This is a genomic window from Microbacterium sp. KKR3/1, from assembly GCF_021272365.1.
GTDB classification, from domain to species: Bacteria; Actinomycetota; Actinomycetes; order Actinomycetales; family Microbacteriaceae; genus Microbacterium; species Microbacterium aurugineum.
Map to the genome: position 1 here is coordinate 1 of NZ_JAJSDW010000004.1, position 22,362 is coordinate 22,362.

General features: G+C 69.0%; 26 protein-coding genes and 1 pseudogene. 13 read left to right on the forward strand and 14 right to left on the reverse strand.

Going from position 1 to position 22,362, the window contains the following annotated elements; all coding sequences use genetic code 11:
- Positions 1 to 1,743: pseudogene (locus tag LVJ59_RS16540) on the forward strand (hypothetical protein); the annotation flags it as partial.
- A 60-nt stretch (positions 1,744 to 1,803) separates the two neighbouring features.
- On the forward strand, positions 1,804 to 2,418 hold the full coding sequence (locus LVJ59_RS16545; RefSeq protein ID WP_232763840.1) for a bifunctional 2-polyprenyl-6-hydroxyphenol methylase/3-demethylubiquinol 3-O-methyltransferase UbiG: 615 nt from the start codon (positions 1,804 to 1,806) through the stop codon (positions 2,416 to 2,418).
- Positions 2,419 to 2,422: 4 nt separating this feature from the next.
- On the opposite strand, the gene LVJ59_RS16550 is transcribed toward LVJ59_RS16545, so the two are convergent.
- The 6 genes from LVJ59_RS16550 to LVJ59_RS16575 form a co-directional block, all read right to left on the reverse strand.
- Positions 2,423 to 2,650, reverse strand: a complete 228-nt coding sequence (locus tag LVJ59_RS16550) for an RNA-binding S4 domain-containing protein (protein ID WP_232763841.1) — start codon at positions 2,648 to 2,650, stop codon at positions 2,423 to 2,425.
- Positions 2,651 to 2,747: 97 nt separating this feature from the next.
- Positions 2,748 to 3,566: a hypothetical protein gene (locus tag LVJ59_RS16555; protein ID WP_232763842.1), complete on the reverse strand. Its 819-nt coding sequence runs from the start codon at positions 3,564 to 3,566 to the stop codon at positions 2,748 to 2,750.
- A 79-nt stretch (positions 3,567 to 3,645) separates the two neighbouring features.
- Positions 3,646 to 4,938, reverse strand: a complete 1,293-nt coding sequence (locus LVJ59_RS16560) for a cell wall metabolism sensor histidine kinase WalK (protein WP_232763843.1) — start codon at positions 4,936 to 4,938, stop codon at positions 3,646 to 3,648.
- Positions 4,939 to 4,954: 16 nt separating this feature from the next.
- The gene (locus LVJ59_RS16565) at positions 4,955 to 5,632 is read right to left on the reverse strand and encodes a response regulator transcription factor (protein ID WP_232763844.1); all 678 of its coding nucleotides are present in this window, start codon (positions 5,630 to 5,632) and stop codon (positions 4,955 to 4,957) included.
- Between the two features lie 118 nt (positions 5,633 to 5,750).
- The gene (locus LVJ59_RS16570) at positions 5,751 to 6,281 is read right to left on the reverse strand and encodes a putative immunity protein (protein WP_232763845.1); all 531 of its coding nucleotides are present in this window, start codon (positions 6,279 to 6,281) and stop codon (positions 5,751 to 5,753) included.
- Entirely contained in the window at positions 6,278 to 6,724 is a 447-nt protein-coding gene (locus LVJ59_RS16575) for a DUF6194 family protein (protein WP_232763846.1), read from the reverse strand. The genes LVJ59_RS16570 and LVJ59_RS16575 overlap by 4 nt, the downstream gene beginning before the upstream one ends.
- A 79-nt stretch (positions 6,725 to 6,803) precedes the next feature.
- Between LVJ59_RS16575 and LVJ59_RS16580 the strand changes: the two genes are divergently transcribed.
- Together LVJ59_RS16580 and LVJ59_RS16585 are read left to right on the forward strand one after the other, a co-directional pair.
- On the forward strand, positions 6,804 to 7,508 hold the full coding sequence (locus LVJ59_RS16580) for a MerR family transcriptional regulator (RefSeq protein WP_232763847.1): 705 nt from the start codon (positions 6,804 to 6,806) through the stop codon (positions 7,506 to 7,508).
- 9 nt (positions 7,509 to 7,517) lie between these two features.
- Positions 7,518 to 7,694 (forward strand): hypothetical protein, encoded by a 177-nt coding sequence (locus LVJ59_RS16585; protein ID WP_047522894.1) that lies wholly within the window; start codon positions 7,518 to 7,520, stop codon positions 7,692 to 7,694.
- 6 nt (positions 7,695 to 7,700) lie between these two features.
- Here the strand turns inward: LVJ59_RS16585 and LVJ59_RS16590 are convergent, their stop codons facing one another.
- Complete coding sequence (locus LVJ59_RS16590; RefSeq protein WP_232763848.1) at positions 7,701 to 8,645, reverse strand: SDR family oxidoreductase; 945 nt, start codon at positions 8,643 to 8,645, stop codon at positions 7,701 to 7,703.
- A gap of 121 nt (positions 8,646 to 8,766) precedes the next feature.
- Here LVJ59_RS16590 and LVJ59_RS16595 point away from each other — a divergent pair, with 121 nt between their 5' ends.
- Positions 8,767 to 9,609: a helix-turn-helix transcriptional regulator gene (locus tag LVJ59_RS16595; protein WP_232763849.1), complete on the forward strand. Its 843-nt coding sequence runs from the start codon at positions 8,767 to 8,769 to the stop codon at positions 9,607 to 9,609.
- Positions 9,610 to 9,692: 83 nt separating this feature from the next.
- Here LVJ59_RS16595 and LVJ59_RS16600 read toward each other — a convergent pair whose 3' ends face one another.
- The 3 genes from LVJ59_RS16600 to LVJ59_RS16610 all read right to left on the reverse strand — a co-directional run bounded on the left by LVJ59_RS16600 (position 9,693) and on the right by LVJ59_RS16610 (position 11,676).
- Positions 9,693 to 11,075 carry an LLM class flavin-dependent oxidoreductase gene (locus LVJ59_RS16600; protein WP_232763850.1) on the reverse strand — a complete coding sequence of 461 codons (1,383 nt, stop codon included), beginning with the start codon at positions 11,073 to 11,075 and terminating at the stop codon, positions 9,693 to 9,695.
- 98 nt (positions 11,076 to 11,173) lie between these two features.
- Positions 11,174 to 11,431, reverse strand: a complete 258-nt coding sequence (locus LVJ59_RS16605; protein ID WP_232763851.1) for a type II toxin-antitoxin system RelE/ParE family toxin — start codon at positions 11,429 to 11,431, stop codon at positions 11,174 to 11,176.
- Positions 11,428 to 11,676 carry a type II toxin-antitoxin system Phd/YefM family antitoxin gene (locus LVJ59_RS16610; protein WP_232763852.1) on the reverse strand — a complete coding sequence of 83 codons (249 nt, stop codon included), beginning with the start codon at positions 11,674 to 11,676 and terminating at the stop codon, positions 11,428 to 11,430. The genes LVJ59_RS16605 and LVJ59_RS16610 overlap by 4 nt, the downstream gene beginning before the upstream one ends.
- Positions 11,677 to 11,754: 78 nt before the next feature.
- Here LVJ59_RS16610 and LVJ59_RS16615 point away from each other — a divergent pair, with 78 nt between their 5' ends.
- From LVJ59_RS16615 to LVJ59_RS16640, 6 genes are read left to right on the forward strand one after another with little or no spacing between them, the layout of a single operon-like run.
- Complete coding sequence (locus LVJ59_RS16615; protein ID WP_232763853.1) at positions 11,755 to 13,197, forward strand: adenosylhomocysteinase; 1,443 nt, start codon at positions 11,755 to 11,757, stop codon at positions 13,195 to 13,197.
- Complete coding sequence (locus LVJ59_RS16620; RefSeq protein WP_153243172.1) at positions 13,194 to 14,489, forward strand: amidohydrolase family protein; 1,296 nt, start codon at positions 13,194 to 13,196, stop codon at positions 14,487 to 14,489. The genes LVJ59_RS16615 and LVJ59_RS16620 overlap by 4 nt, the downstream gene beginning before the upstream one ends.
- Positions 14,490 to 14,520: 31 nt before the next feature.
- On the forward strand, positions 14,521 to 14,949 hold the full coding sequence (locus tag LVJ59_RS16625; protein ID WP_134352520.1) for a cupin domain-containing protein: 429 nt from the start codon (positions 14,521 to 14,523) through the stop codon (positions 14,947 to 14,949).
- Between the two features lie 58 nt (positions 14,950 to 15,007).
- Positions 15,008 to 15,856: an ABC transporter substrate-binding protein gene (locus tag LVJ59_RS16630; protein ID WP_134352519.1), complete on the forward strand. Its 849-nt coding sequence runs from the start codon at positions 15,008 to 15,010 to the stop codon at positions 15,854 to 15,856.
- Positions 15,853 to 16,719, forward strand: coding sequence for an amino acid ABC transporter permease (locus LVJ59_RS16635; protein ID WP_047522889.1), 867 nt, complete (start codon positions 15,853 to 15,855; stop codon positions 16,717 to 16,719). The genes LVJ59_RS16630 and LVJ59_RS16635 overlap by 4 nt, the downstream gene beginning before the upstream one ends.
- Positions 16,716 to 17,453, forward strand: a complete 738-nt coding sequence (locus LVJ59_RS16640) for an amino acid ABC transporter ATP-binding protein (RefSeq protein ID WP_232763854.1) — start codon at positions 16,716 to 16,718, stop codon at positions 17,451 to 17,453. Before LVJ59_RS16635 ends, LVJ59_RS16640 begins: the two co-directional genes overlap by 4 nt.
- A gap of 20 nt (positions 17,454 to 17,473) precedes the next feature.
- Here the strand turns inward: LVJ59_RS16640 and pnuC are convergent, their stop codons facing one another.
- From pnuC to LVJ59_RS16660, 4 genes are all read right to left on the reverse strand, one after another.
- Positions 17,474 to 18,190 carry a nicotinamide riboside transporter PnuC gene (gene pnuC, locus LVJ59_RS16645; protein ID WP_232763855.1) on the reverse strand — a complete coding sequence of 239 codons (717 nt, stop codon included), beginning with the start codon at positions 18,188 to 18,190 and terminating at the stop codon, positions 17,474 to 17,476.
- 2 nt (positions 18,191 to 18,192) lie between these two features.
- Entirely contained in the window at positions 18,193 to 18,720 is a 528-nt protein-coding gene (locus LVJ59_RS16650; protein ID WP_232763856.1) for a GNAT family N-acetyltransferase, read from the reverse strand.
- Positions 18,721 to 18,844: 124 nt separating this feature from the next.
- Positions 18,845 to 20,053: a hypothetical protein gene (locus tag LVJ59_RS16655; protein ID WP_153243168.1), complete on the reverse strand. Its 1,209-nt coding sequence runs from the start codon at positions 20,051 to 20,053 to the stop codon at positions 18,845 to 18,847.
- Between the two features lie 139 nt (positions 20,054 to 20,192).
- Positions 20,193 to 21,110, reverse strand: coding sequence for a DUF808 domain-containing protein (locus LVJ59_RS16660; RefSeq protein ID WP_232763857.1), 918 nt, complete (start codon positions 21,108 to 21,110; stop codon positions 20,193 to 20,195).
- A gap of 154 nt (positions 21,111 to 21,264) precedes the next feature.
- Between LVJ59_RS16660 and msrB the strand changes: the two genes are divergently transcribed.
- Together msrB and msrA are read left to right on the forward strand one after the other, a co-directional pair.
- Complete coding sequence (gene msrB, locus LVJ59_RS16665) at positions 21,265 to 21,741, forward strand: peptide-methionine (R)-S-oxide reductase MsrB (RefSeq protein ID WP_232763858.1); 477 nt, start codon at positions 21,265 to 21,267, stop codon at positions 21,739 to 21,741.
- Entirely contained in the window at positions 21,738 to 22,283 is a 546-nt protein-coding gene (gene msrA / locus LVJ59_RS16670) for a peptide-methionine (S)-S-oxide reductase MsrA (RefSeq protein WP_047522878.1), read from the forward strand. Before msrB ends, msrA begins: the two co-directional genes overlap by 4 nt.
- Positions 22,284 to 22,362 lie beyond the last annotated feature (79 nt).

Below are 22,362 nucleotides of genomic sequence, written 5' to 3' on the forward strand. Positions count from 1 at the left end.
ACGGTGACGTGTACGGCGGATGCGGATTACACGGTGACGGAGGGGGACATCCTCGCGGGTGGGGTGGTGAATACGGCGTCGGTGTCGGCGACGCCCCCGGCGGGTGTGAGCCCTCCGGACCCGGTGGAGGACACCGTCACGGTTCCGACGGCGATTCCCGACGCGGGGCTCACTCTGGAGAAGATCGCGAATCTCGCTGAAGCGGATGGTGACGGGATCGCCGAGATCGGCGATGTCATCAGCTACGAGTTCCTCCTCACCAACGTCGGCAACGTGACGTTGGTGGATGTCGGGGTCAGTGACCCGACAGTCGGCACGGTGATCTGCGACACGACCACGCTCGCGATCGGCGAGTCCACCACGTGTGTCGCTCCTGCCACGCACGTGGTGACGGAGGATGACGTCCTTGCCGGGGCGGTGACGAACACCGCGACCGGCGTGGCCACACCGCCGGTGAACGTCGGGTTCCTTCCCCCGATCGACACCGCTATCGTCCCGACCGTCGAGGCGTCGGCGGGGCTGTCCATCGTGAAGGACGCGACGATCGACGACACGAACGGGAACGGTCTCGCGGACATCGGTGAGACGATCGCCTACTCGTTCGTGGTGATGAACACGGGCACGGTCACGGTGAGTGACATCACGGTCACCGATCCTCTGGCGGGGAGTGTGACGTGTCCGGCGACGTCGTTGGCGGGTGGTGCGTCGATGACGTGCACCGCGGATGTGCCGTACACGGTGGTGGAGGCGGATCTCCTCGCCGGTGGGGTGGTGAACACGGCGACCGCTGACGGCACGGTGCCTGACGGGGTGGAACCGATCGAGCCACCCACCGACACGGTCACGACCCCCACCCCTGCTGACAGCGCGGGGCTGGCGATCACCAAGATCGCCCAGGTGGACGACGCGGACTCGAGCGGTCTCGCCGGGCTCGGCGAGACGATCGCCTACTCGTTCGTGGTGATGAACACGGGCACGGTCACGGTGAGTGACATCACGGTCACCGATCCTCTGGCGGGGAGTGTGACGTGTCCGGCGACGTCGTTGGCGGGTGGTGCGTCGATGACGTGCACCGCGGATGTGCCGTACACGGTGGTGGAGGCGGATCTCCTCGCCGGTGGGGTGGTGAACACGGCGACCGCTGACGGCACGGTGCCTGACGGGGTGGAACCGGTCGAGCCACCCACCGACTCCGTCACCACGCCGACCGACTTCCCGACGGCCGGAATCGAGATGGTGAAGAGCGCGACTCTCGACGATGCGAACGGAAACGGCCTCGCCGACGTCGGCGAGACGATCGACTACCGCTTCCAGGTGCGCAACACCGGGAACGTGACGCTCGACCCCGTCACGATCGACGACCCGATGATCGGTGCTGTCACCTGCGACTCGGAGTCGCTGCCGCCGGCGACGATGATGGAGTGCGCGGGTGCGCCCTACACGGTCACGACGGACGACATCGCCCGGGGCAGTGTCGTGAACGTGGCGACCGCGAACGGGACGCCTCCGGACGGCGTCGCGCCGCCTCCGCCGAGTGAGTCCACCGTCACCGTCGCCACCGCGGCACCTCCGGCTCCCCCCGTGCCCCCGGGCGGAGGGGGCGGCGGTCTCGCCGTCACCGGTGCGGCGCTGGGCGGAGGACTCACACTCGCTGCACTGCTCCTGTCGCTCGGTGCAGCCCTTCGCGCAGCCGATCGTGTCAGCCGGAAGGAACTGCTCATGAATGCGAAGAGCGTGCTCTAGGAGCCGCCCGATACCGTGGGTGTCGACGATCCGGACGATCCGGTGAAGGGACGAACATCCATGCCGGAGAACACCGGGAGCGACGGCCGCATCCGCGAGGGCTACTCCGCCCGCGCGGGGGAGTACGCGGAACTCTTCGGCGACATCGACCAGATGGATGCCGACGACCGCGAGCGCATCGCGAACTGGGCGGAGGGGATCGACGGTCGCCTCCTCGACGCGGGGTGCGGTCCCGGCCACTGGACGGCGTTTCTCGCCGCGCGAGGCCACGCGGCGGAGGGCATCGACCTCGTGTCGGAGTTCATCTCCCTCGCGACCGCCCGGTACCCGGGTGTGCCTTACCGGGTCACGTCATTGTCCGAGGCCGACCTCGAGGAGGGGTCGCTCCGTGGCGTGCTCGCCTGGTACTCGTTGATCCATGCGAGGCCGGATGAGCTTCCTTCGCTCCTGGCGACGGTGCGGTCGGCTCTCGCACACGGAGGGGCCCTGCTCCTCGGCTTCTTCGACGGCCCCGACGGTGAGCCGTTCCCCCATGCCGTGACCACCGCGCACCACTGGAGCGTCGGCGGGATGTCCGCGCTGCTGGAAGCGGCAGGTTTCTCGGTGATCGACAGTGAGACTCGCGTGCCGACCGGAGCACGACCTCACGCCTCGATCAGCGCCGTGGCGGTCTGAGTCGTCAGGGCCGGACGCGGACCGTGCGGCCTTCGAACGAGACCAGGTCCCCGTCGCGCAGCTGGCGGCCGCGGCGGCGATCCACCTCGCCGTTGACCGTCACGTAGCCGTCGATGATCACTTCTTTCGCGTCACCGCCGGAGTCGAGGAGACCCGCGAACTTGAGGAACTGCCCCAGGCGGATCACCTCACCGCCGATGGAGATCTCGTCGATCGGTCCGGAACTCGTCATCCCTGAATGCTAGTCGTGCGGGAAAGCGTTCGAATCGCGCACACGGCTCGATCTGGGCACCCGATGAAGCCATGTGCGCGATTCGAACGGGGCTCGATCAGTCGAGGTCGGTCCCGACGACCGTGAAGTCGGCGCTGAAGTCGATGTCGATCGAACGGTTGTCGGAGGTGAGGACCGAAGCGTCGTAAGGGCTGGTGTCATCCCCGTCGACGTCGAGATCCGTGATCGTGCCCTCGGCCTCCTCGAAGGCTGCTGCGACGAGGGCGCGGATGGTGGCATCGTCGAGAGTGAGCGTGGGTGCGGTGTCATCGTCGTCCGCGGCGTCCGTCGCGATGACGGATGCGGCGAGGTCTTCGGTGACTCGCACCTCGCTCTCACTCCCGTCGGAGGCCGTCAACTGCACCTCCCAGGTCCCGTCACGCTTCGCGTCGATCGATGTGACCTCGCCCTCGGCGGCGCCGCGCGCGGCATCCGCGATGTCGATCAGCTCATCGGCTGAAACCGCGCCGATGCCGGTCGCGGGACCCCGGTCGTTCATCCGCGCGTCGTCGTGTTCGCCGCGGTGCTCCTCATGGCGACCGTCGTCGTGGTGACCGTCGTCGTGGCGACTGTCGTCGGAGATCGAGGGGCGGTGATCGTCGTCGAACTCATCACTGATCGCGGCGCCGACGGCGATACCGCCGCCTGCGAGGACGACGGCTGCCGCGATGCCGCCCCCGATGAGCAGTGCGCGCGTGCGGCCCGACCTGGGAGCGGATGTCGCCGGAGCGGCGACCGGATCGGCTGCGGGGAACGTCGGGTGCTGCCCGTCGCCGACGGTCGGAGCGGCGGACTCCGGAGCCGGGGATACCGGAACGGTCTGCGCATCCGGGGTGCTCTCGGGCGTCTGGTCGGGGGTGGGGGTCTTGTCATCCATGACCCGATGGTCCCCCGGAGTCGCTGAAGCCATCCTGAAGCGACCTGAAGACCTCTTCAGGATCGACCACCCCGGGCGTTCAGGGCGCGACGGGCAGCGCGAGCACGAAGCGCGCGCCGCCCCACCGCGAGTCGTCGACCATCAGCGTCCCGCCGGCGGAGACGGCGATGCCGCGGGCGATCGCAAGCCCCAGACCGCTCCCGCCGGCGTCTCGGCTGCGCGCCTCGTCGAGCCGGACGAATCGTTCGAAGATCCGCTCCCGCTCCTCGACGGGGACCCCGGCGCCATCGTCTTCGACCATCACGAACACGTGCCCGTCCGCGGGGACGACACCGATGGCGACTCGGCCGCGACTGTGACGGACGGCGTTGTCCGCGAGGTTCCGCACCAGCTGGCCCAGGAGGCGGGGGTCTGCGTGCACCCGGGCCGCGGCGATCCCCGAGCCGTCGACGTCGAGTCCTGCCGCGCGCAATCGGCGCACCTCGCCCAGCGCGATGTCATCGAGGTCGACCGCTTCGCCGCGCGTGCTCGCCCCCTCGTCGAGACGGGCCAGCAGCAGCAGCGACTCGACGATGCCCTGCAGCCGGAGTCCCTCCTCCGACACCACCTCGGCCAGTTCGCCGATGCTCGTCACCTCCGGGTGGGCCTGCGCGAGCTCGGCGTGCTGGCGGATGGTCGCGAGCGGCGAACGCAGCTCATGGGAAGCATCGGACACGAAGCGTCGTTGTGCGGTGGCGGCGGCATCGAGGCGATCGAGCATGCCGTTCATGGTCGTCGCGAGTGCCGCGATCTCATCGGCCGTCTCGGGCACCGGTACGCGCTGGTGGAGCCGCTCGGCGGTGATGCCGTCCACTTCTTCACGGATGCGCTCGACCGGACGCAGGGCGCGACCGACGACGAGCCATGTGGTCACCGCGACGAGCAGCAGCAGGAGGGGGACGGCGATCGCCAGCAAGGTCGCCACCGTCGCGAGGGTCTCGGCGTCGTCGTCGATCGCGACGGCGAGCACGAGCGTCTGGTCATCGTCGAGCTCTTCCGAGACGACGAGCACGGGGCCGCCGTCGACCGTCGTCGTCTGTGGGTCATCGTCGATGGGGAGCGGTGTGGAGCCCAGCTTCTCGCGGGCGTCCTCGCTCGCGGCGCGGACGGAGCCATCCGGTCCGACGAGCTGCAGGATCTCATCGTCGAGAGCGTCGATGCCCCGGCCGCCCGGCCCGCCCGTGCGGTCGGAGAGCTGCTCGAGACGCTGCTCCGCCGCGCGCACGGTGTTGTCGTGCATGCTGCTGCGCAGGACGCCGTAGAAGGAGAAGGAGCCGATGAGCAGGGCGACGGCCACGACCACCGTGGCTCCGAGCGTCGTCCTGCCGCGCACGGAGCGCCAACTGCGGCTAGCCACCGTCGGCCGCCAGCCGGTACCCCGCACCGCGGATGGTTTCGATCGCCTCGCGTCCGAACGGCTTGTCGAGCTTGCGGCGCAGATGCCCCACGTACACCTCGACGATGTTCGGGTCGCCGTCGAAATCGTCATCCCAGACCCCCTCGATGAGGGCGCGTTTCGACAGCACCTGGCCGCGGTGCCGCAGAAGGTATTCGAGCACGGAGAACTCCCGCGCGGTCAGTGCCACCGGCATGTCGCCTCGCCAGACACGATGCGCGGCGGGGTCGAGGCGCAGGTCCCCGGCCTCGAGGATCGCCGGGCGCGCGACGGCACCGCGCCGGACGAGGGCGCGCAGGCGTGCGACGAGGATCGCGAAGGAGAACGGCTTGGTGACGTAGTCGTCGGCCCCGGTCTCGAGTGCCTCGACCTGATCCCACTCGCCATCCTTCGCGGTGAGCATCAGGACGGGGGTCCAGTTCTCTTCGGCGCGCAGTGCCTCGCACACCTTCCACCCGCTCATACCCGGCATCATGAGGTCGAGCACGATCGCGTCGTACCGCGTCTCCCGTGCACGCCAGAGCCCGTCGACACCGTTGTGCGCGACGTCGACGGCGAACCCCTCAGCCTCCAGGCCACGGCGCACGCCCTCGGCCAGACGCACCTCGTCGTCCACCACCAGGATCCGCATTCCTCCAGTGTGGCCCGTCGACGCTGAATCGCGGCTGAAGCGCCCTCCCCGCCCTTTCGAATCGCGCAAACAGCTCGATCTCGGCGTCAGATGCGACCAGTTGCGTGATTCGAAAGGGTCAGGAGAGGGCGGCCTGGAGTTGCCGGATCACCGCGCCGAGGGTTCCGGCGGCGAGGAGGCCCGGGCCGAGCGGGCCCGCCGTATCCGTACCGAGGGGCGGGAGTCGTCGGAGCGCCGCCGCGGCTTCGGGGGAGAGGAGCGCGAGCTGCCAGTGCACCTCTCCGGCGCGAGCGTCGGAGTCGTCGGGGTGCGCGAGCTCGACCGCGCTCGCGGCATAGGCGGCCGCCCCGAACGCATGAGCACCCATGTGCGCGACGCCCGCAGCCTGGGCGGCCGACCGCGCAGCGGCCGCGCCGGCGGGCGTGGTCGCTGCGCCGGCGGCGCGACCGGCGACGAAACGGCGGCGGATCTCTCCCGCAGCGGTGAGTTCTCCCCGTGCGAAGGCGCGAGCTCTGGCGATGGCGTCGCGCGCACGGTCATCGTCCGGCGCCTCCCTCTCGAAGAGGGGCAGCACGCGTTCGGCACAGTCGGCGGCCCACACCGCGACCAGGCGCCGATCCCCCTCGGCCATGCCCTGCACGGTGCTCATCCTCGTCGCGCTCGGCGGTCGGCGCGAGCGCGGGCGGACTCGTGCGCGTCGCGGAGCAGGGCGAGCACGGTGTCTGACGTCCGCTCGGCCGGATCGATCACGCAGACCCACCCGGCCGTGCCGTACAGCGGATGCGGCTGGAACACATCGACATCGGTCGGCTGTGCGTCCGCGGCCACGAGTGGGTCGGCTTTGCCCTGGCCGACGTGGATGTTCACCCGGAAGCGCCCGGGGGTGTCGAGCGCGGAGGACTCGTCGTCCGGATAGTTCTTCGTGATGATCGTCCCGTAGGGCTGTGTGCGCTCCGGCATCCGCCCGTCCGGGGCGTAGGAGAAGTAGGCGTCTCCCCAGGAGAGCTCGGGGTAGGGGTCACCTGCTTGGGGGGTGATGACGAGGACGCCGTCGAATCCACGGACGGCGTCGATGATCTCCTGCATGTTCATGCTTCAATGATGAAGTTGAAGCGCTTATGTGGAGTTTTCCTCCAGGACGAAGGGAAATTCGATGGTGAACCCTCAAGAGGTGACTCTGACGACAGCGCTGCTCGGGCGACGCGTGGGGTACTCGACCCAACAGGTGCGAGACCTGGAGAGGCTCGGCGTCCTCCCCGCGGCCGAGCGCGGGACCAACGGCTACCGCCGCTACGGTCCGCACCATGAAACGGCGTTGCGTGCCTATCGGGCGATGGCAGCGGCCCTCGGTCCTGTGCCCGCACGACGACTGATGCCCGGACTGATCGACGCATCGATGGAAGACGCCGCCGAGCGGATCGACCTCTTACACGCCGACCTCGCCGAGGAGCGCTCACGCGTGCGGGAAGCGCTCCGCGGTCTCGAGGCCGCCAGGGAGGAAGCCGACGACGACTTCGACGAGGACGATGTGATGGCCATCGGTGAACTCGCCCAGGCGCTCGGCATCCGCCCCTCCGCCCTGCGCCATTGGGAGCGTGAGGGGCTCGTCCACCCGCTCCGGGGTGCGACGTCGGCGCGCTCCTACGGTTCCACGGCGATCACCGACGCGCGTATCGTCGCGGCGCTCCGTTCGGGCGGTTACCGCATCCCTGCGATCGCCCGCATCCTCGACCAGGTGCGCGCCCACGATCGCACCGACGAGGTGGAGGTGATCCTCGCGGAACGGCTCGCGGCGCTCACCCGACGTAGCGTCGCGCTCCTCGCCGCCGCGGGGCACGTGCACGACCTGCTCGTCCGCCCAGGTTCTACTCCGTAGGCTGGAGACATGACGAAGAACATCTGGACCATCCTCGGCGTCATCCTCGCCGTCGTGATCGCGTGGTGGATCGTGAGCGCGTTGTTCTCGGTCCTCGCGTTCATCTTCAAGCTCGCGATCGTCGCGGTCGTCGCCGTGGTGGTCTTCCTCGTGCTCCGTGGGATCTTCAGCCGCAGCGACGACTGACACACATCACTCCCGCGGGAACGAGACTCCGCTCAACTCCTCCGAGAGTCGCCAGTTGCGCTCTGCGTCCTCGCTGCTGCGTAGCGGGCGGTAAAGGGTCTGTTCTGCGGGATCTCCGCCCAGATGGCCGAGACCGCGGGGACCGTACAGACGACCAGCGAGCGCGGACGACGACGAGGCCGCGTACAGGGCGGGGAGCGCCGCGGTCTCGGGCGTCCCGACGACGAGTCCACGGGTGGAGGCCCATCGGATCACGCGTACTTGGGCTGTGTCGTCTGCGCGACCGACTTCGGGTCGTGCCGCCAGCAGGCTCGTCGGGGCGACACCCGGGTGGGACAGGTTCGAGGTGATCCCCCATCCGAGCGCTCGGCTTCGCCGGTCGAGCTCGAGTCCGAACAGCCCGAAAGCGATCTTGGACTGGCGATAGGCGCGCATACCGTCATAGGCGCGCGTCCAGTTGGGATCCTGCCAGTTGATCGACCCGCGTGCGGCGGCGACGCTCACCTGGGAAGTCACTCGCGCCTCTCCTGCGCGCAGGAGAGGGAGGAGGTGCGAGACGAGGGCGAAGTGTCCGAGATGGTTCGTGCCGTACTGCACCTCGAATCCGTCGGCTGTCGTCTGCCGATCCGGCGGGGTCATGACACCCGCGTTGTTGATGAGGAGATGCACGGGCCTGCCGTCGGCGACCATCGTCCCCCCGAAGGATGCGACGGACGCCAGGGACGACAGATCGAGCGTCTTCGTCTGCACGGATGCGTCAGGTGCGGCCGCTCGGATGGCGTTCACCGCCGCCTCGCCCTTCTGGGTGTTGCGAACCGGCAGCACGATATCGGCGCCCGCTTGCGCGAGCCGCGTTGCGATGCGCAGTCCGATCCCGTCACTGCCACCGGTGACGACGGCTCGGCGGCCCTTCAAAGAGGGGATGCGGATGTCGGGGATGCGGTTGCTCATCGTTGCTCCTTCGTTTCCCCTCCAGCGTGCGTCTCGCATCGCTGCGCAACCAGGACTTGCCATGCAGTGGATACCCGGGCGCCGCCGATGCGAGGATCGATGCGTCGACAGGAGGCGATACATGGCGATCGACAGGACCGCACTCGCGGGGTTCCTCCGGCAGCGGCGGGACAGCCTCCAGCCCGAGGATGTGGGGCTTCCGAGAGGGGGGCGACGGCGTACCGACGGCCTGCGGCGCGAGGAAGTGGCCGCGCTCAGCCACATGTCCGCCGACTATTACGCTCGCATCGAACGCGGTGACGGCCCCTTGCCTTCGGAGCAGATGCTTGCCGCGATCGCCCAGGGCCTTCACCTCACGATGGATGAGCGTGATCATCTGTTCCGTCTCGCCGGCCACGCCCCTCCCACACGAGGTGGGGCCGGCGACCACATCGGTCCCGGAATGTTGCGGATCCTCGACCGCCTGCAAGACACTCCGGCCGAGATCGTCAGCGAGCTCGGAGAGACCCTGCGGCAGACCTCGCTGGGAGTCGCGCTCACGGGGGACACCACGCGTTTCACCGGGCTCAATCGGAGCCTTGGATATCGCTGGTTCAGTGAGCCTGCGACCCGCGATCTGTATGACCCGGCGGAGCACGAGTTCCTGTCCCGCCTGTGGGTGTCGTCGCTGCGTGAAGCCATAGCCCGGCGGGGGACCTCGTCGCGCGCCTCCCTCATGGCCGAATCGCTCCAGGACCGCAGCGCCGAGTTCCGTGAGCTGTGGGACCGGCAGGAGGTCGGCCTGCAAGCGCGCGAGACGAAGCACTTCGTGCACCCCGAGCTCGGCGTCCTCGAACTCAACTGTCAGAGTCTCATCGACCCGGAGCAGTCGCAGTTCCTGCTCGTGTACACGGCCGCTCCGGGGTCCGAGAGCCACGACAAGCTCGCGCTGTTGTCGACCCTGGCCCCGCGCGCTCTCGTCTGACACACTCCTGCCCTTCGAATCGCGCAAACGGCTGCGAATTCACCTCAGCAGCGACACTGTGCGCGATTCGAAAGGCCTCCGCGTCAGGCCCGGGCGAACTCCCCGACCCGGTACTTCGCGGCACGGTGTGTGTCCTGCACCCGGTCGCCGCGACCGTGGAGCTTGTTGCGGAGGGTGCCCGGCGCGTACTCCTCCGGGTAGGCGCCGCGTTCGCGCAGCACCGGGATCACGTGCTCGATGATGTCCTGCCACGTGCCGGGGGTGACCGCGTAGGCGAGGTTGAAGCCGTCGATGTCGGTCTCGTCCACCCAGGACTGCAGTTCGTCGGCGATCTCGACGCCGGATCCGACGATCGTGGGGCCGAGGCCGCCGATCGCGTTGTGGCGCCCGAAGTCCCCGACTGTCCATTCGCGTCCGAGGTCGGCCTCCTCCTTCAGATGCTGCAGCACCGACTGGATCGCGTTGGACTCGACGTTCCCGACCGGCTCGTCCTCGGCGTACTGCGACAGGTCCACGCCCATCCATCCCGACATGAACGTGAGCGCACCCTCGGGGCTCGCATAGGAGAGGTACTCGGCGTGCTTCGCGGTCGCCTCTTCGCTGGTGGCGGCGGTGATCACGGTGAGCAACGTGTAGATGCGGGCGTCGTACCGGTCGCGGCCCGCCGCTTCGAGGGCATCGCGTATGCGTTTCACCGTGCCGGCGAGCACCTCCTTCGAGGGCGCGGCGACGAAGATGGCCTCGGCGTTCTCGGCCGCGAACTTCACCCCGCGCGGACTGGCGCCGGCCTGGTAGATCACCGGCGTGCGCTGCGGTGACGGCTCGGAGATGTGGATGCCCGGCACGCTGAAGTGCTTGCCGTCATGCCCGATGGGATGCACCTTGGCCGGGTCGGTGAAGATGCCGCGCTCGCGGTCCTCGACCACCGCGTCGTCCTCCCACGACCCCTCCCAGAGCTTGTAGAGCACCTCGACGTACTCGTCCGCATGGTCGTAGCGGTCGTCGTGCGCGAGCTGGTCCTCCTGGCCCATGTTCCGCGCGGCGCTGGGCAGGTATCCGGTCACGACGTTCCACCCCACGCGGCCCTGTGTGAGGTGGTCGAGCGTGCTCAGCCGGCGCGCGAAGGGGTAGGGGTGCTCGAAGGCGGTGCCGGCGGTGATGCCGAATCCCAGGTTCTCGGTGACGGCAGCCATCGCGCTCACCAGCAGGATCGGGTCGTTCACCGGCACCTGGGCACCGTTGCGGATCGCGGCCTCGTTCGTGCCGCCGTAGACGTCGTAGGTCCCGAGCACGTCTGCGATGAAGATGCCGTCGAACGTCGCGCTCTCCAAGAGCTTCGCGAGGTCGGTCCAGTACGAGAGCGTGTTGTACTGCCGTGACCGGTCGTCGGGATGCCGCCACAGCCCGGACGACTGGTGGGCGACGCAGTTCATGTCGAAGGCGTTGAAGCGGATCTGACGTGTCATGCACCCATGAAAGGCGAACGGCGTGCGCGAATCCAGGGCAGCCGACACGCACGGACACATTTCAGGAGGATGACTCGGTCACGTCGATCCGGTCGGGGTCAGGGCTTGTACACGTCGCGGCGATGGCCCAGCGTGACGACTGCGACGATCAGGACATCGTCGTCAACCGTGTAGATGATGCGATAGCTTCCGACGCGGACGCGGAGTCCGTCGCGTCCCTGCAGGGCTTTGGCACCGGGAGGTCGGGGGTTCTCACCGAGAAGAGCGATCGCGCCGCGAATCCGGTCGCGGTCCTGGTGGTCGACCCTCTTCAGCGCGCGGACTGCGGCGGGGCGCAGCTCGATCCGGTAGCTCACGTCCAGCCCAGGTCTGCCTTCACCTGCTCCCAGGGGACGTCGGGACCCTCTTCTGCCATCGCCTCGTCGAATGCGGCGACATCTTCGGCTTCTTCGAGCGCATCGAGCATCCGCTCATACTGCTCGGGGCTGATCACAACCGCAGTGCGCTGACCGCGCCGCTCGATGAAGACCGCCTCCTCCTGAGAGCGGGCGATGACCGTGGAGAGGTTGTTGCGTGCGTCGGCGACGCTGATCGTGGACATGCACCAATTGTACATTTGGGTGTCAGAGATGTACATATCCCGTCCTTCGCTCTCCTCCGCGGGCTCTACCCTTGACTGGTGACCGACGAGATCTCGACCGCCCAGCGTCTGGTGCGCCGTTTCGCCCGTGAGACCAACCTGCTCGTGTCCGGTCGGGACTTCTCGGTCGTCGGGACGGATGCGGTGGCCGATGCGCTGCGATCCCTCCTCCCCGCCCTCGGTGCGCGCCTCGGAGACGGCGGCGTCACCTTCGCGCCGGGGGGATCCTGCGAGATCCTGCTCGACGGTGGGCCCCTCCCGGTACGGGAGACCGCCGAGGACCGCGTGGACGCGGCCGGACGGCACATGTCGGTCGCCACCGCTCTCGCCGCACGCCTGGGCGACGCCGGCACGGTGAGAGGACTCCGGATCGGCATCGCGATGGTGCTCGAGCCGAAGACCGCCCAGCTCGCCCTGCTGCTGCGGGACGCCGGGGCCACCGTGGCCGTCTACGCCCATCCCGACGAGATCGACGTCGAGGTCGCCGCGGTGCTGCGCCGGCGCGGAATCCCGGTCGACGGGGACCCGTCCCTTTCGGGTGCCGCCGAGCGCGCTGCCGCCGTGGACTTCCTGCGCCGCGGCTTCGACCTGCTGCTCGACGACGGCTCGCACCTGATCCGCCTGGCGCACGAGGAAGGCCTCGCCGCCGACCTGCGAGGTGCCGCGGAGGAGACCACGAGCGGGCTCACCCCGTTGCGGCTCATGGAGCGTGAGGGAGTGCTCGAGATCCCCGTCATCGCGGTCAACGACGCCCTGACCAAGACCTCCTTCGACAACCGGTACGGCACCGGTCAGTCGTGCGTGTTCGCGATCGCCGATGCGCTGGACGCCGTGGGGGTCGACCTCCGCGACCAGCCGGCCGTCGTCGTCGGCTACGGCCCCGTCGGTGAAGGCGTCGCGGCGCACCTGCGCGCCCTCGGGGTCGACGTCTTCGTCACCGAGACCGACCCCGTCCGCGCGTTGCGCGCCGCCCACGACGGATTTCGTATCGGCCGCCTGCACGACCTCGCCCCGGGCGCGCTCGTCGTCTCGGCCACCGGTGCTCCGCACACCATCGACGCCGAGGTGCTGCGCGCTGCGGCGATCGTCGCGGTCGCCGGGGGAGTTCCGCACGAGGTCGAGCTCGACCCTGCCATGCTGCGACCGTACACGGGCGAGAACGGCCAGGCCTCGAGTGCCGTCGAACGCGCCGGTGACGGAGCACTCGTGATCGCCCGGGCAGGCTGCGTGAATCTGTCCGCCGGTGAGGGCAACCCCATCGAGATCATGGATCTGTCGTTCTCGGTGCAGCTCTTCGCCGTCGGGCACCTGCTCGCGCACGACCTGCCGCCCGGGGTGCATCCGCTTCCGTCCGACGCCGACACCACGATCGGCGCCGCCGCGCTCGTAGCCCGCGGTGAGCGCATCGACCAGCGCAGTCCGGCGCAGGTCGAAGCGCAGCAGGAGTGGCGCTCGCCACGGTTCCGAGGCGAGTCCGCATGAGTGCCGTCACGGTCTATTCGGCAGGACTCGTGGTGCCGATCACCGCGCCGCCGATCGTCGATGGCGCGGTCGCCGTGCGGGACGGCCGGATCATGCACGTCGGGGAGCGCGCCTGGGTGCTGCATTCCCTCGCGGAACGGGGCATCGACGCCGACGAGGTGCACTGGCCGGGTGTCCTGACCCCCGGCCTCGTGAACGCGCACACCCATCTGCAGTACACCGGCATGGCCTCGGTCGGGAGCGGGCAGTACGACGGCTTCGAAGACTGGGTGCGCGCGTTCGACCCCGTGTACGAAGGCGGGCGTGACTGGGCCGCAGATGCTGCGGACGGCGCGACGCAGGCGTTGCGGGCGGGTACGACGGCGCTCGCCGACGTGGTGACCGACCGCTCGGCCGCGACCGCCCTGCACGACGCGGGGCTCCACGGGATCACCTACTGGGAGGTGATGAGCTGGACCAACGCCGACTGGGCGCGCACCGGACGCGCGCAGGTCGAGCAGGCGCTGGACGCCCTGCCCACCCCGCCCGGGACCGGCCTGTCGCCGCACGCCCCGTACTCACTGGACATCGAGCCCCTCCTGGAGATCCCCGACATCGTGCGCGAGCGCGGCGGGCGCATCCACATCCACCTCGGCGAGGCCGCATTCGAGAGAGAGTTCGCGCACGAGCATCCGCAGGCGTGGCACACGGCCGGGCTCGCCAGCTTCCAGGAGCTGCGCAAGGCCGGATTCGGCACCAGCGCGACCGAGTTCGTCGACCAGCTCGGCGTGCTCGGACCCGACTGCCACATCGCGCACGGTGTGTACATGAGCGCCAGGGATCGTGCGATCCTGCGCGAGCGCCGCACGACGGTGGCCCTGTGCCCGAGGTCCAATGCCGTCATCGGACTCGAGGAGCCCCCGATCGCCGCGTACCTGCGTGAGGGCAGCCCGATCGCGGTGGGGACCGACTCGCTGTCGTCGAGCCCCTCGCTCGACGTGCTCGCCGATGTGGCTGAACTGGCCCGCATCGCCCGGTCGCAGGGATACACCGACCGTGATCTCCCTGCACGCCTGCTCGGCGCGGCCACCCTCGGCGGCGCGCACGCGATGGGCATCGACGTCGGCCCGGACCGCACCGGCTACCTCGCCGTGGGTGCGCTCGCCGACCTCACCTTCTTCGACGTGCCGGCCGGACCGGATGCCGTCGCGGAACTCGTCGACCACGGCGCCGGCCGCACCGCCGCGACCGTGGTGTCGGGCGAGGTCCGCTACGCGATCGACAGCTTCGACCGTCCGGCGGTCGCCCCGTGACCGTACCCGCATCCGAACCCGGAGGTGTCGTGTGACACAGCGCCCCACGACCGCCGAGCGCCTCGACCTCGCGCCGCATCCCGAGGGCGGATGGTTCCGCCGCACGTGGACGAGTCCGCTTCCGGTCGAGACCCCGAACGGCCCGCGACCCGCGGCGACGTGCATCCACTACCTGCTGCGGCCCTCCGAGCGCAGTGAATGGCACGTCGTGACCAGCGACGAGCTGTGGCTGTGGCACGGTCCCGGCCGACTCGAGCTCCGTCTCGGCGGAGATGCGGCAGAGCCGGGCGAAGCCACCGCGATCGTGCTCGGTCCCGATGACGCGGCGCAGGTACTGGTGCCCGCCGGCGTCTGGCAGGCAGCGCGTCCCCTGGATGCCGAGGAAGTCCTCGTCTCGTGTTTCGTGTCCCCAGGTTTCGATTTCGCGGATTGGCGACTCGCCGCATCGCCTACTCTGTAAGGGCAGACCCGTCCTGCCTCGCAGCTTCCTCCTCACCCTTCCTCGCACTGGAGTCATCGTGCCCTTCGCTCCCTCCCTCCGCCGTGCCGCAGCCGCCGCTGCTGCCACCGTCCTCGCCGTCACTCTCGCCGCCTGTGCCTCTCCGTCCGCCGACACCGGCGACGGTGGCGACTCCGGTCTGCAGACCGTGACGGCGGGCAAGCTCACGATCGCCACCGGGGAGCCGAACTACGAGCCGTGGTTCGTCGACGACGACCCCTCCAACGGTGAGGGCTTCGAGGGCGCGGTGGCCAACGCTGTGGCCGAGCAGCTCGGCTTCGCGGCCGACGACATCGTCTGGGTCCGCACGACCTTCGACGGTGCCATCGCTCCGGGTCCGAAGGACTGGGACATCAACCTCCAGCAGTTCTCCATCACAGACGACCGCAAGAAGGCCGTGGACTTCTCCTCGCCGTACTACACGACCACGCAGGCGGTCGTCGCGGTCGGCGGTTCGCCCGCGGCCTCCGCGACGACCATCGACGAGCTCAAGGCCACGACGGTCGGCGTCGCGAGCGGCACCACCAGCTACACGGTGGCCAAGGAGCAGCTCGGCGAGGCGAACCTCAGCGTCTTCAACTCGGTCGACGACGTCGTGCTCGCGCTCAAGGGCGGCCAGATCGACGCGATGATCACCGACCTCCCCGGCGCCTTCTACGTCGTGGGCGCTCAGCTCGACGACGGTGTCGTCACCGGCCAGTTCGCCGACGCGAACGGCGGCGACGACTTCGGCATCGTGTTGCCCAAGGGATCCGCACTCACGGCGGATGTCACCGAGGCGGTCGACGCCCTGCGCGAGAACGGCACGCTCGACGAGCTGCAGCAGAAGTGGCTCAGCGACGCCGTCGACGTCCCCGTCCTGAAATGACCTCGACCTCCGTCGACGCGGAGTGGCAGCCGAGCGAACTCGAGCTGTCACGCCGCGTTCTGCGGCGACGGGCGACCACGCGTTCCGTCCTGATCGCGCTCCTCAGCAGCATCGTCCTCGTGACGGTGCTGCTCCTCGTCGTGGTCAACACCCCCGGCTGGGCGGTCGTCAGTCAGACGTTCTTCGACCCGCAGGTCGCACTGGAGAGCATCGGGCCGATCTTCCAGGGTCTGCTCGTCAACCTCCTGGTGCTCGCGATCGCGGTGGTCTGCGTCGCGATCTTCGGCACCCTCCTGGCGACGATGCGTTCGTTGCGCGGACCGGTGTTCTTCCCGCTACGCGCGCTCGCCGCCGCGTACACCGATTTCTTCCGCGGCATCCCGCTGCTGATCGTGCTGTACCTGGTCGGCTTCGGCATCCCGGCACTGATGATCTTCCCGCGCATGCCCGCGATGTTCTGGGGCACGATCGCCCTGGTCCTCACCTACTCGGCGTATGTCGCGGAGGTGCTCCGCGCAGGGATGGAGGCGGTGCACCCTTCGCAGCGCATCGCCGCGCGATCGCTCGGGCTGACGCACGGGCAGACCCTCCGCATCGTCGTGATCCCGCAGGGCGTCCGCAAGGTGGTCCCGGCGCTGATGAACGACTTCGTGTCGATGCAGAAGGACGTGGGTCTGATCTCGGTCCTCGGAGCCGTCGACGCCGTCCGCGCCGCTCAGCTGATGGTCGCCGAGACCTACAACTACACGCCCTACCTCGTCGCAGGGCTCATGTTCATCATCCTCAGTTGGCCCATGATCCGCCTGACCGACATCGTGACCGCTCGGATGAACAAGCGCGAGCAGGCCGGAGGAGTCGTATGAGTGTCCCGGTGATCGAGGCCAGGGGCGTGCGCAAGCGCTTCGGCGATCATGACGTACTGCGCGGCGTCGACCTGTCGGTGGGCACCCACGAGGTGGTCGTGCTGATCGGCGCGTCCGGCTCCGGCAAGTCCACCCTGCTCAAGACGATGAACCTCATCGAGAACATCGACGACGGGCAGATCTTCCTCGTCGGAGAGGACATCACCGACCCGCGCGTGGACGCGGACGGGGTGCGGGCGCGGATCGGTGTCGTCTTCCAGCACTTCAACCTCTTCCCGCACCTGACCGTGCTCGACAACGTCACGCTCGCCGCCGTCCGGGTGCACGGCATGCGCAAGGCGGAAGCCCGTGCCAAGGCGCGCGCGCTCCTGGAGACGCTCGGACTCGGTGCGAAGGCCGACGAATACCCCGACCGACTCTCCGGTGGCCAGCAGCAGCGGGTGGCGATCGTGCGCGCGGTGCTCACGCAGCCCGAGGTGCTGTTGCTCGACGAGATCACGAGTGCGCTCGACCCGCAGCTGGTGGGTGAGGTGCTCGACCTGGTGCGGGAGCTGAAGCGTCAGGGCGCGACGATCGTGATGGCGACGCACGAGATGTCGTTCGCCCGCGAGGTCGCCGACCGCATCGTGTTCCTCGAGCACGGCGTCGTCGTCGAGCAGGGGCCGCCGTCGCAGGTGTTCGACGCCCCGCAGGAGGCCGCGACCGCGGAGTTCCTCGCTCGCGTGCGGCACTGACCGCGGTCCGATCCTTCGCGTCAGGCGAGCTCTTCCTCTTCCTCCGGCCGCCGCGGGCTCGGGTCGGGCGGCAGGATCTCGATCGGGTGGGCGGCGCGGCGCTGCGCTCGCCACCAGATCACGAACCCGATCGCCGTGAAGACTCCGTAGAAGACGTACATGAAGCCGGTCGCGTAGTAGCCGGAGCTGAACAGCAGTGGTACCCCGACCACGTCAACGGCGATCCAGATCAGCCAGAACTCGGTCCACCCCTTCGCCATGCCGTAGGTGGCGAGCAGGGAACCGACGAAGGTCCAGGCATCGGCCCAGACCGGCTCCCACGATCCGAGCAGCCGGAACAGCGGGGTCAGGGCGACGGTGCCGATGATCATCGCCAGGACCATGCCGATGCGCGCGCTCGTCGGCGCCCAGCGCGGCACCACCCGGCCGCCGTCGAGATTCCGCCAGCGGATCCACCCGTAGACGGCCACGGCGATGAACATGATCTGCCGTCCGGCCTGACCCAGCAGGTGCGGCAACGAAGGGTCAGGGCTCAGGGCGGAGCCCAGGAAGACCGTGAGCAGGAGCAGGTTGCCGATGATGCCGACCGGCCAGGCCCACACCTTGCGGCGCATGCCGCCGAGGGCGCTCGCGAGGCCGAAGGCGTTGCCCACGACCTCACGCACGAGGAGCGTCTGCCCGCCCGGCAACACCCACTGGGAGTTGAACGCCTCGACGAACCACTGCAGCAGGTTCATCGTCAGGATCCTGCGTCGGGATCGGGGCGGTCGTCGAGGACGAGTTGGAGCATGCTCAGATCGAGCCAGCGCCCGAACTTGGCGCCGACCTGCGGCATCCGCCCGACCTCGACGAAGCCCAGCCGTTCGTGCAGGGCGATGGATGCGGTGTTCCCGCTCTCGATGCCTGCGATCATCACGTGCATTCCCGCAGAGGTGGCACGTTCGACGAGCGCGGCCATCAGGGTGGTGCCGATGCCGCGGCCGTGCTGACCACCGAGAACGTAGACCGAGTGCTCGACGGTGAGCCGATAGCCGCTGTGCGGTCGCCACTGCGCGTAGGACGCATAGCCCAGCACGCCGGACTCGTCGACGGCGACCAGGACCGGATAGCCGTGCGCGGTGCGGTCGGCGAGCCAGGCGGCGCGGTCGTCGAGGTCCACCGCCTCTTCGTTCCAGATCGCGGTGGTGTGCACCACGGCGTGGTTGTGGATCGCGGTGATCGTCTCGAGATCGGCGGTCTCGGCATCCCTGATTCGCACGGCTGTCATCGGCGGGCGGTCTCTCTTCTTCTGCGCTTCGGGTGCGCATGCTGCGTCGGCGCTTCGGGGCGCATCGCCGACGCTAGCAGGATGCGAGGACCACGGATGCGTCGCAACCGAACAGTTACGCCCGTCAGCGCGACGGTGTCGTGTCGATCGCATCGCGCACGAGGATCGCGCGGCGCATGTCGACCATGATCGGGTCGAAGAATCGCTCGCGGTAGCGGGTCTCGCTGACGGCGGAGAAGACGAACGGGAGGGCCGCGATCACCGCGAGGATCGTCGCCACCTTGAGGAGGTTGACGGTGAGCGGCAGCGTCGCCCCGAAGAACTCGAGAGGCTGCACCGTCATCGGTTGTGTGGCGCTGCCGGGCCCGAGCCAGAGGCCGACGAGCCCCGCGGGGACGGTGATCGCGCCGATGATGATCAGCAGCGCCGCGAGCAGCCCGGCGAAGAACAGCGCCTGCACCAACTGAGCGACGGTCAGGGCGAGCAGGATGTTGATGCGTTGCGGTGCGCGCAGCCTTCGCGGTGCGCCGGGCGCGACACGGCGTCCTTCGGCGGGTGTGCCGACGAGCAGGGCGGTGCGCTGCTCATCCGACGGCGCCTGCGCGTCGTCCTCGATCTCGGAGGCGGCGACCCGCAGCACGACGATACCCGCGAGCACCGCGACGACGAGGGTGAGCAGCGCGATCGATCCCCAGGACATCGCGGAGGCCATCTGCCACACCTCGACGGAGAAGAAGGAGAACACGACGAGCATGAGGATCACCGGCAGCGCGATCGAGGCCATGTGACCGATCGCCGATGCGTTGCGCACCGCGAGGCGGGAGGCCCAGGAGATCAAGGCACCACCGCCCATGCCGGTCACCAGGATGCAGAGGCCGAGCACCAGGAGCGTGCGGAGGACGGGTCCGACCGAGGCGTCCGGCTGTGCGCTGTAGCCCCACGCGATCGTGAAGGCGAGGCATCCGGCTATCACGAGGAGGGCGACCGCGGTGCCGATGCCCACCGGAAGCCGACGCAGCAGGGCACGGACGAGGAAGTAGGCGGCCCAGGCGAGACCCGCCGCCAGCACGAAGATGACCAGCGCCAGGAGCAGCATGAAAGCGGCCACCTCGGGGTACTCGTCATCGATGGCGAACTCGATCACGAGCTCGATCCCGTCCTGGAAGAGGTACGCAGCCACGGCGACCCAGGCGATCAGCGGCGCCACGCGTCGGGGCAGATCCGTGAACCAGCGGCGCAGCGGCACGAACGTCGGGAGCCCCTGCTCGCGGAACCAACGGTCGGCACCGCGCGACGCGTCGCCGGGCTTCAGCGTGTGCGGGGAGGCGGACATGGCGTCGAGGATACGGCAACGGCGATGCCGGAGTGTCACTCGGTCGCGGGGCCATACAGGGGGCCTCGCTCCCGCGACCAACTCGATCGACGGGCAGAGGGGGAAGCGACCGTCGGAATGATCAGTCGAAGGGTACCGCTCAGACGTGCACGTCGGCGGGGGACGCCTCGCCCTCGTGGAAGTTGGGAGTCTTGCCGAAGAGCCGGGCGATGCCCAGGACGATTCCGACGATCACCAGCCCGAGCGCGAGGCCGGCGATCGCCGACACGATCGTCTCGACCACCCAGACCACGAAACCGCCGAACGGCTCCAGCGCATGCTCGATCCCGTGCAGCACGTCGACCGGGAAGTGCCAGCCCACCTCGCCGAGGTTCACCAGCACGAGGTGACCGCCGACCCAGAGCATCGCGACCGTGCCCAGCACGCTGATGAAGCGGAACACCGCAGGCATGGAGCGGACGATCCTGGTGCCGGTGTGACGCACGCGCTGCACCGGGTTCTTCGCCATCTTCAGGCCGATGTCGTCGATCTTCACGAGCAGTGCGACCGCGCCGTAGACGACGCCCGTCATCAGGATGGCGATCACGGCGAGGATCGCCAGCGTCGCCCAGATGTCGAGCCCCTTCTCGAGGCTCGCGAGCGAGATGAGCATGATCTCGGTCGAGAGGATCAGGTCGGTGCGCACGGCGCCGAGCACCAGCTTCTTCTCGTCGCGGGCGCCCTCATCGGCGTGACCGTGCTGCACCCCGAACCATTCGAGCACCTTCTCGGCGCCCTCGAAGCACAGGTACGCCCCGCCGAGGATCAGCAGATACGGCAGCACCCACGGGGCGAATGCGGTCAGCAGGAGCGCTGCCGGGATGATGATCAGGAACTTGTTCGCCAGCGACCCGAGAGCGATCTTGCCGACGACGGGCAACTCCCTGGCCGGTGTGAGACCTTGCACGTACTGCGGGGTGACCGCGGCGTCGTCGATCACGACGCCGGCTGCCTTGGCCGACGCCTTCATCGCGGCGCTCAGGATGTCGTCGACGACGGCGAGCAGTCCAACGGACATGGGCGGTTCCCCTCGAGAGGTTGCGGTGCGGAGGCAACTCTATCGACTCCCCGAAACTCACAGCCCGTTCCCAGGGCTGCGGGACCAAAACGGGCCGCTCGTCGGTTCTCCTCTATGACGCCGCAGCCAGCGACGTCGGACAAGGAGTCAGATCATGTCGAACGACTACGGCAAGACCCCCGAGGCCGTCAGCGGCCTCACCCCCCTGCAGTACGAGGTGACCCAGCAGGACGCGACCGAGCCTCCGTTCCGCAACGCGTACTGGAACAACCACGACGACGGCATCTATGTCGACGTCGTCTCGGGCGAGCCCCTGTTCTCGTCCACCGACAAGTTCGACAGTGGCACCGGATGGCCGAGCTTCACCAAGCCGATCGATGCGGATGCGGTGACCACGCGGACCGACCGCTCGCTGTGGATGACGCGCACCGAGGCACGTTCGGCGGGCGCCGACAGCCACCTCGGGCACGTGTTCGACGACGGTCCCCGCGCCGAGGGCGGCCTGCGCTACTGCATGAACTCGGCGGCCCTGCGCTTCATCCCGGCTGACAGGCTGGAAGAGGAGGGGTACGGTCGCTACAGTCCCCTCTTCGCACACCCCACCACCGATTCTTCTGAGGAGCAGTCATGACCGACACCGGAACCATCACCCGCACGCCCGGGACCGAGACGGCCGTCCTCGCCGGCGGCTGCTTCTGGGGCATGGAAGACCTGATCCGCCGCCAGCCGGGAGTCCTCGACACCCGGGTCGGCTACACCGGCGGCTCGAACGACCATGCCACGTACCGCAACCACCCCGGTCACGCGGAGGCCGTGGAGATCGTGTTCGACCCGGCGAAGACGACGTACCGCGACATACTCGCGTTCTTCTTCCAGATCCATGATCCGTCGACGCTGAACCGTCAGGGCAACGACATCGGGTCGAGCTACCGTTCCGCGATCTTCCCGCTCACTCCCGAGCAGGAGACGGTCGCACGCGACACGATCGCCGACGTCGACGCCTCGGGCCTGTGGCCGGCGAAGGCCGTCACCACGATCGAGCCCGCCGGTCCGTTCTGGCAGGCCGAGGAGGAGCACCAGGACTACCTGGTCAAGTACCCGAACGGATACACCTGCCACTTCCCGCGTGCGGGTTGGGTGCTGCCGAAGCGTGACGAGGCCGCCGCGGTCTGACGCGGACCTCCCCCGGGAGCTGCCCGGAGCTGCCCGGTCGCCCACCGCGCCGAGACCCCGTCACCTCGCCGAGACCCCC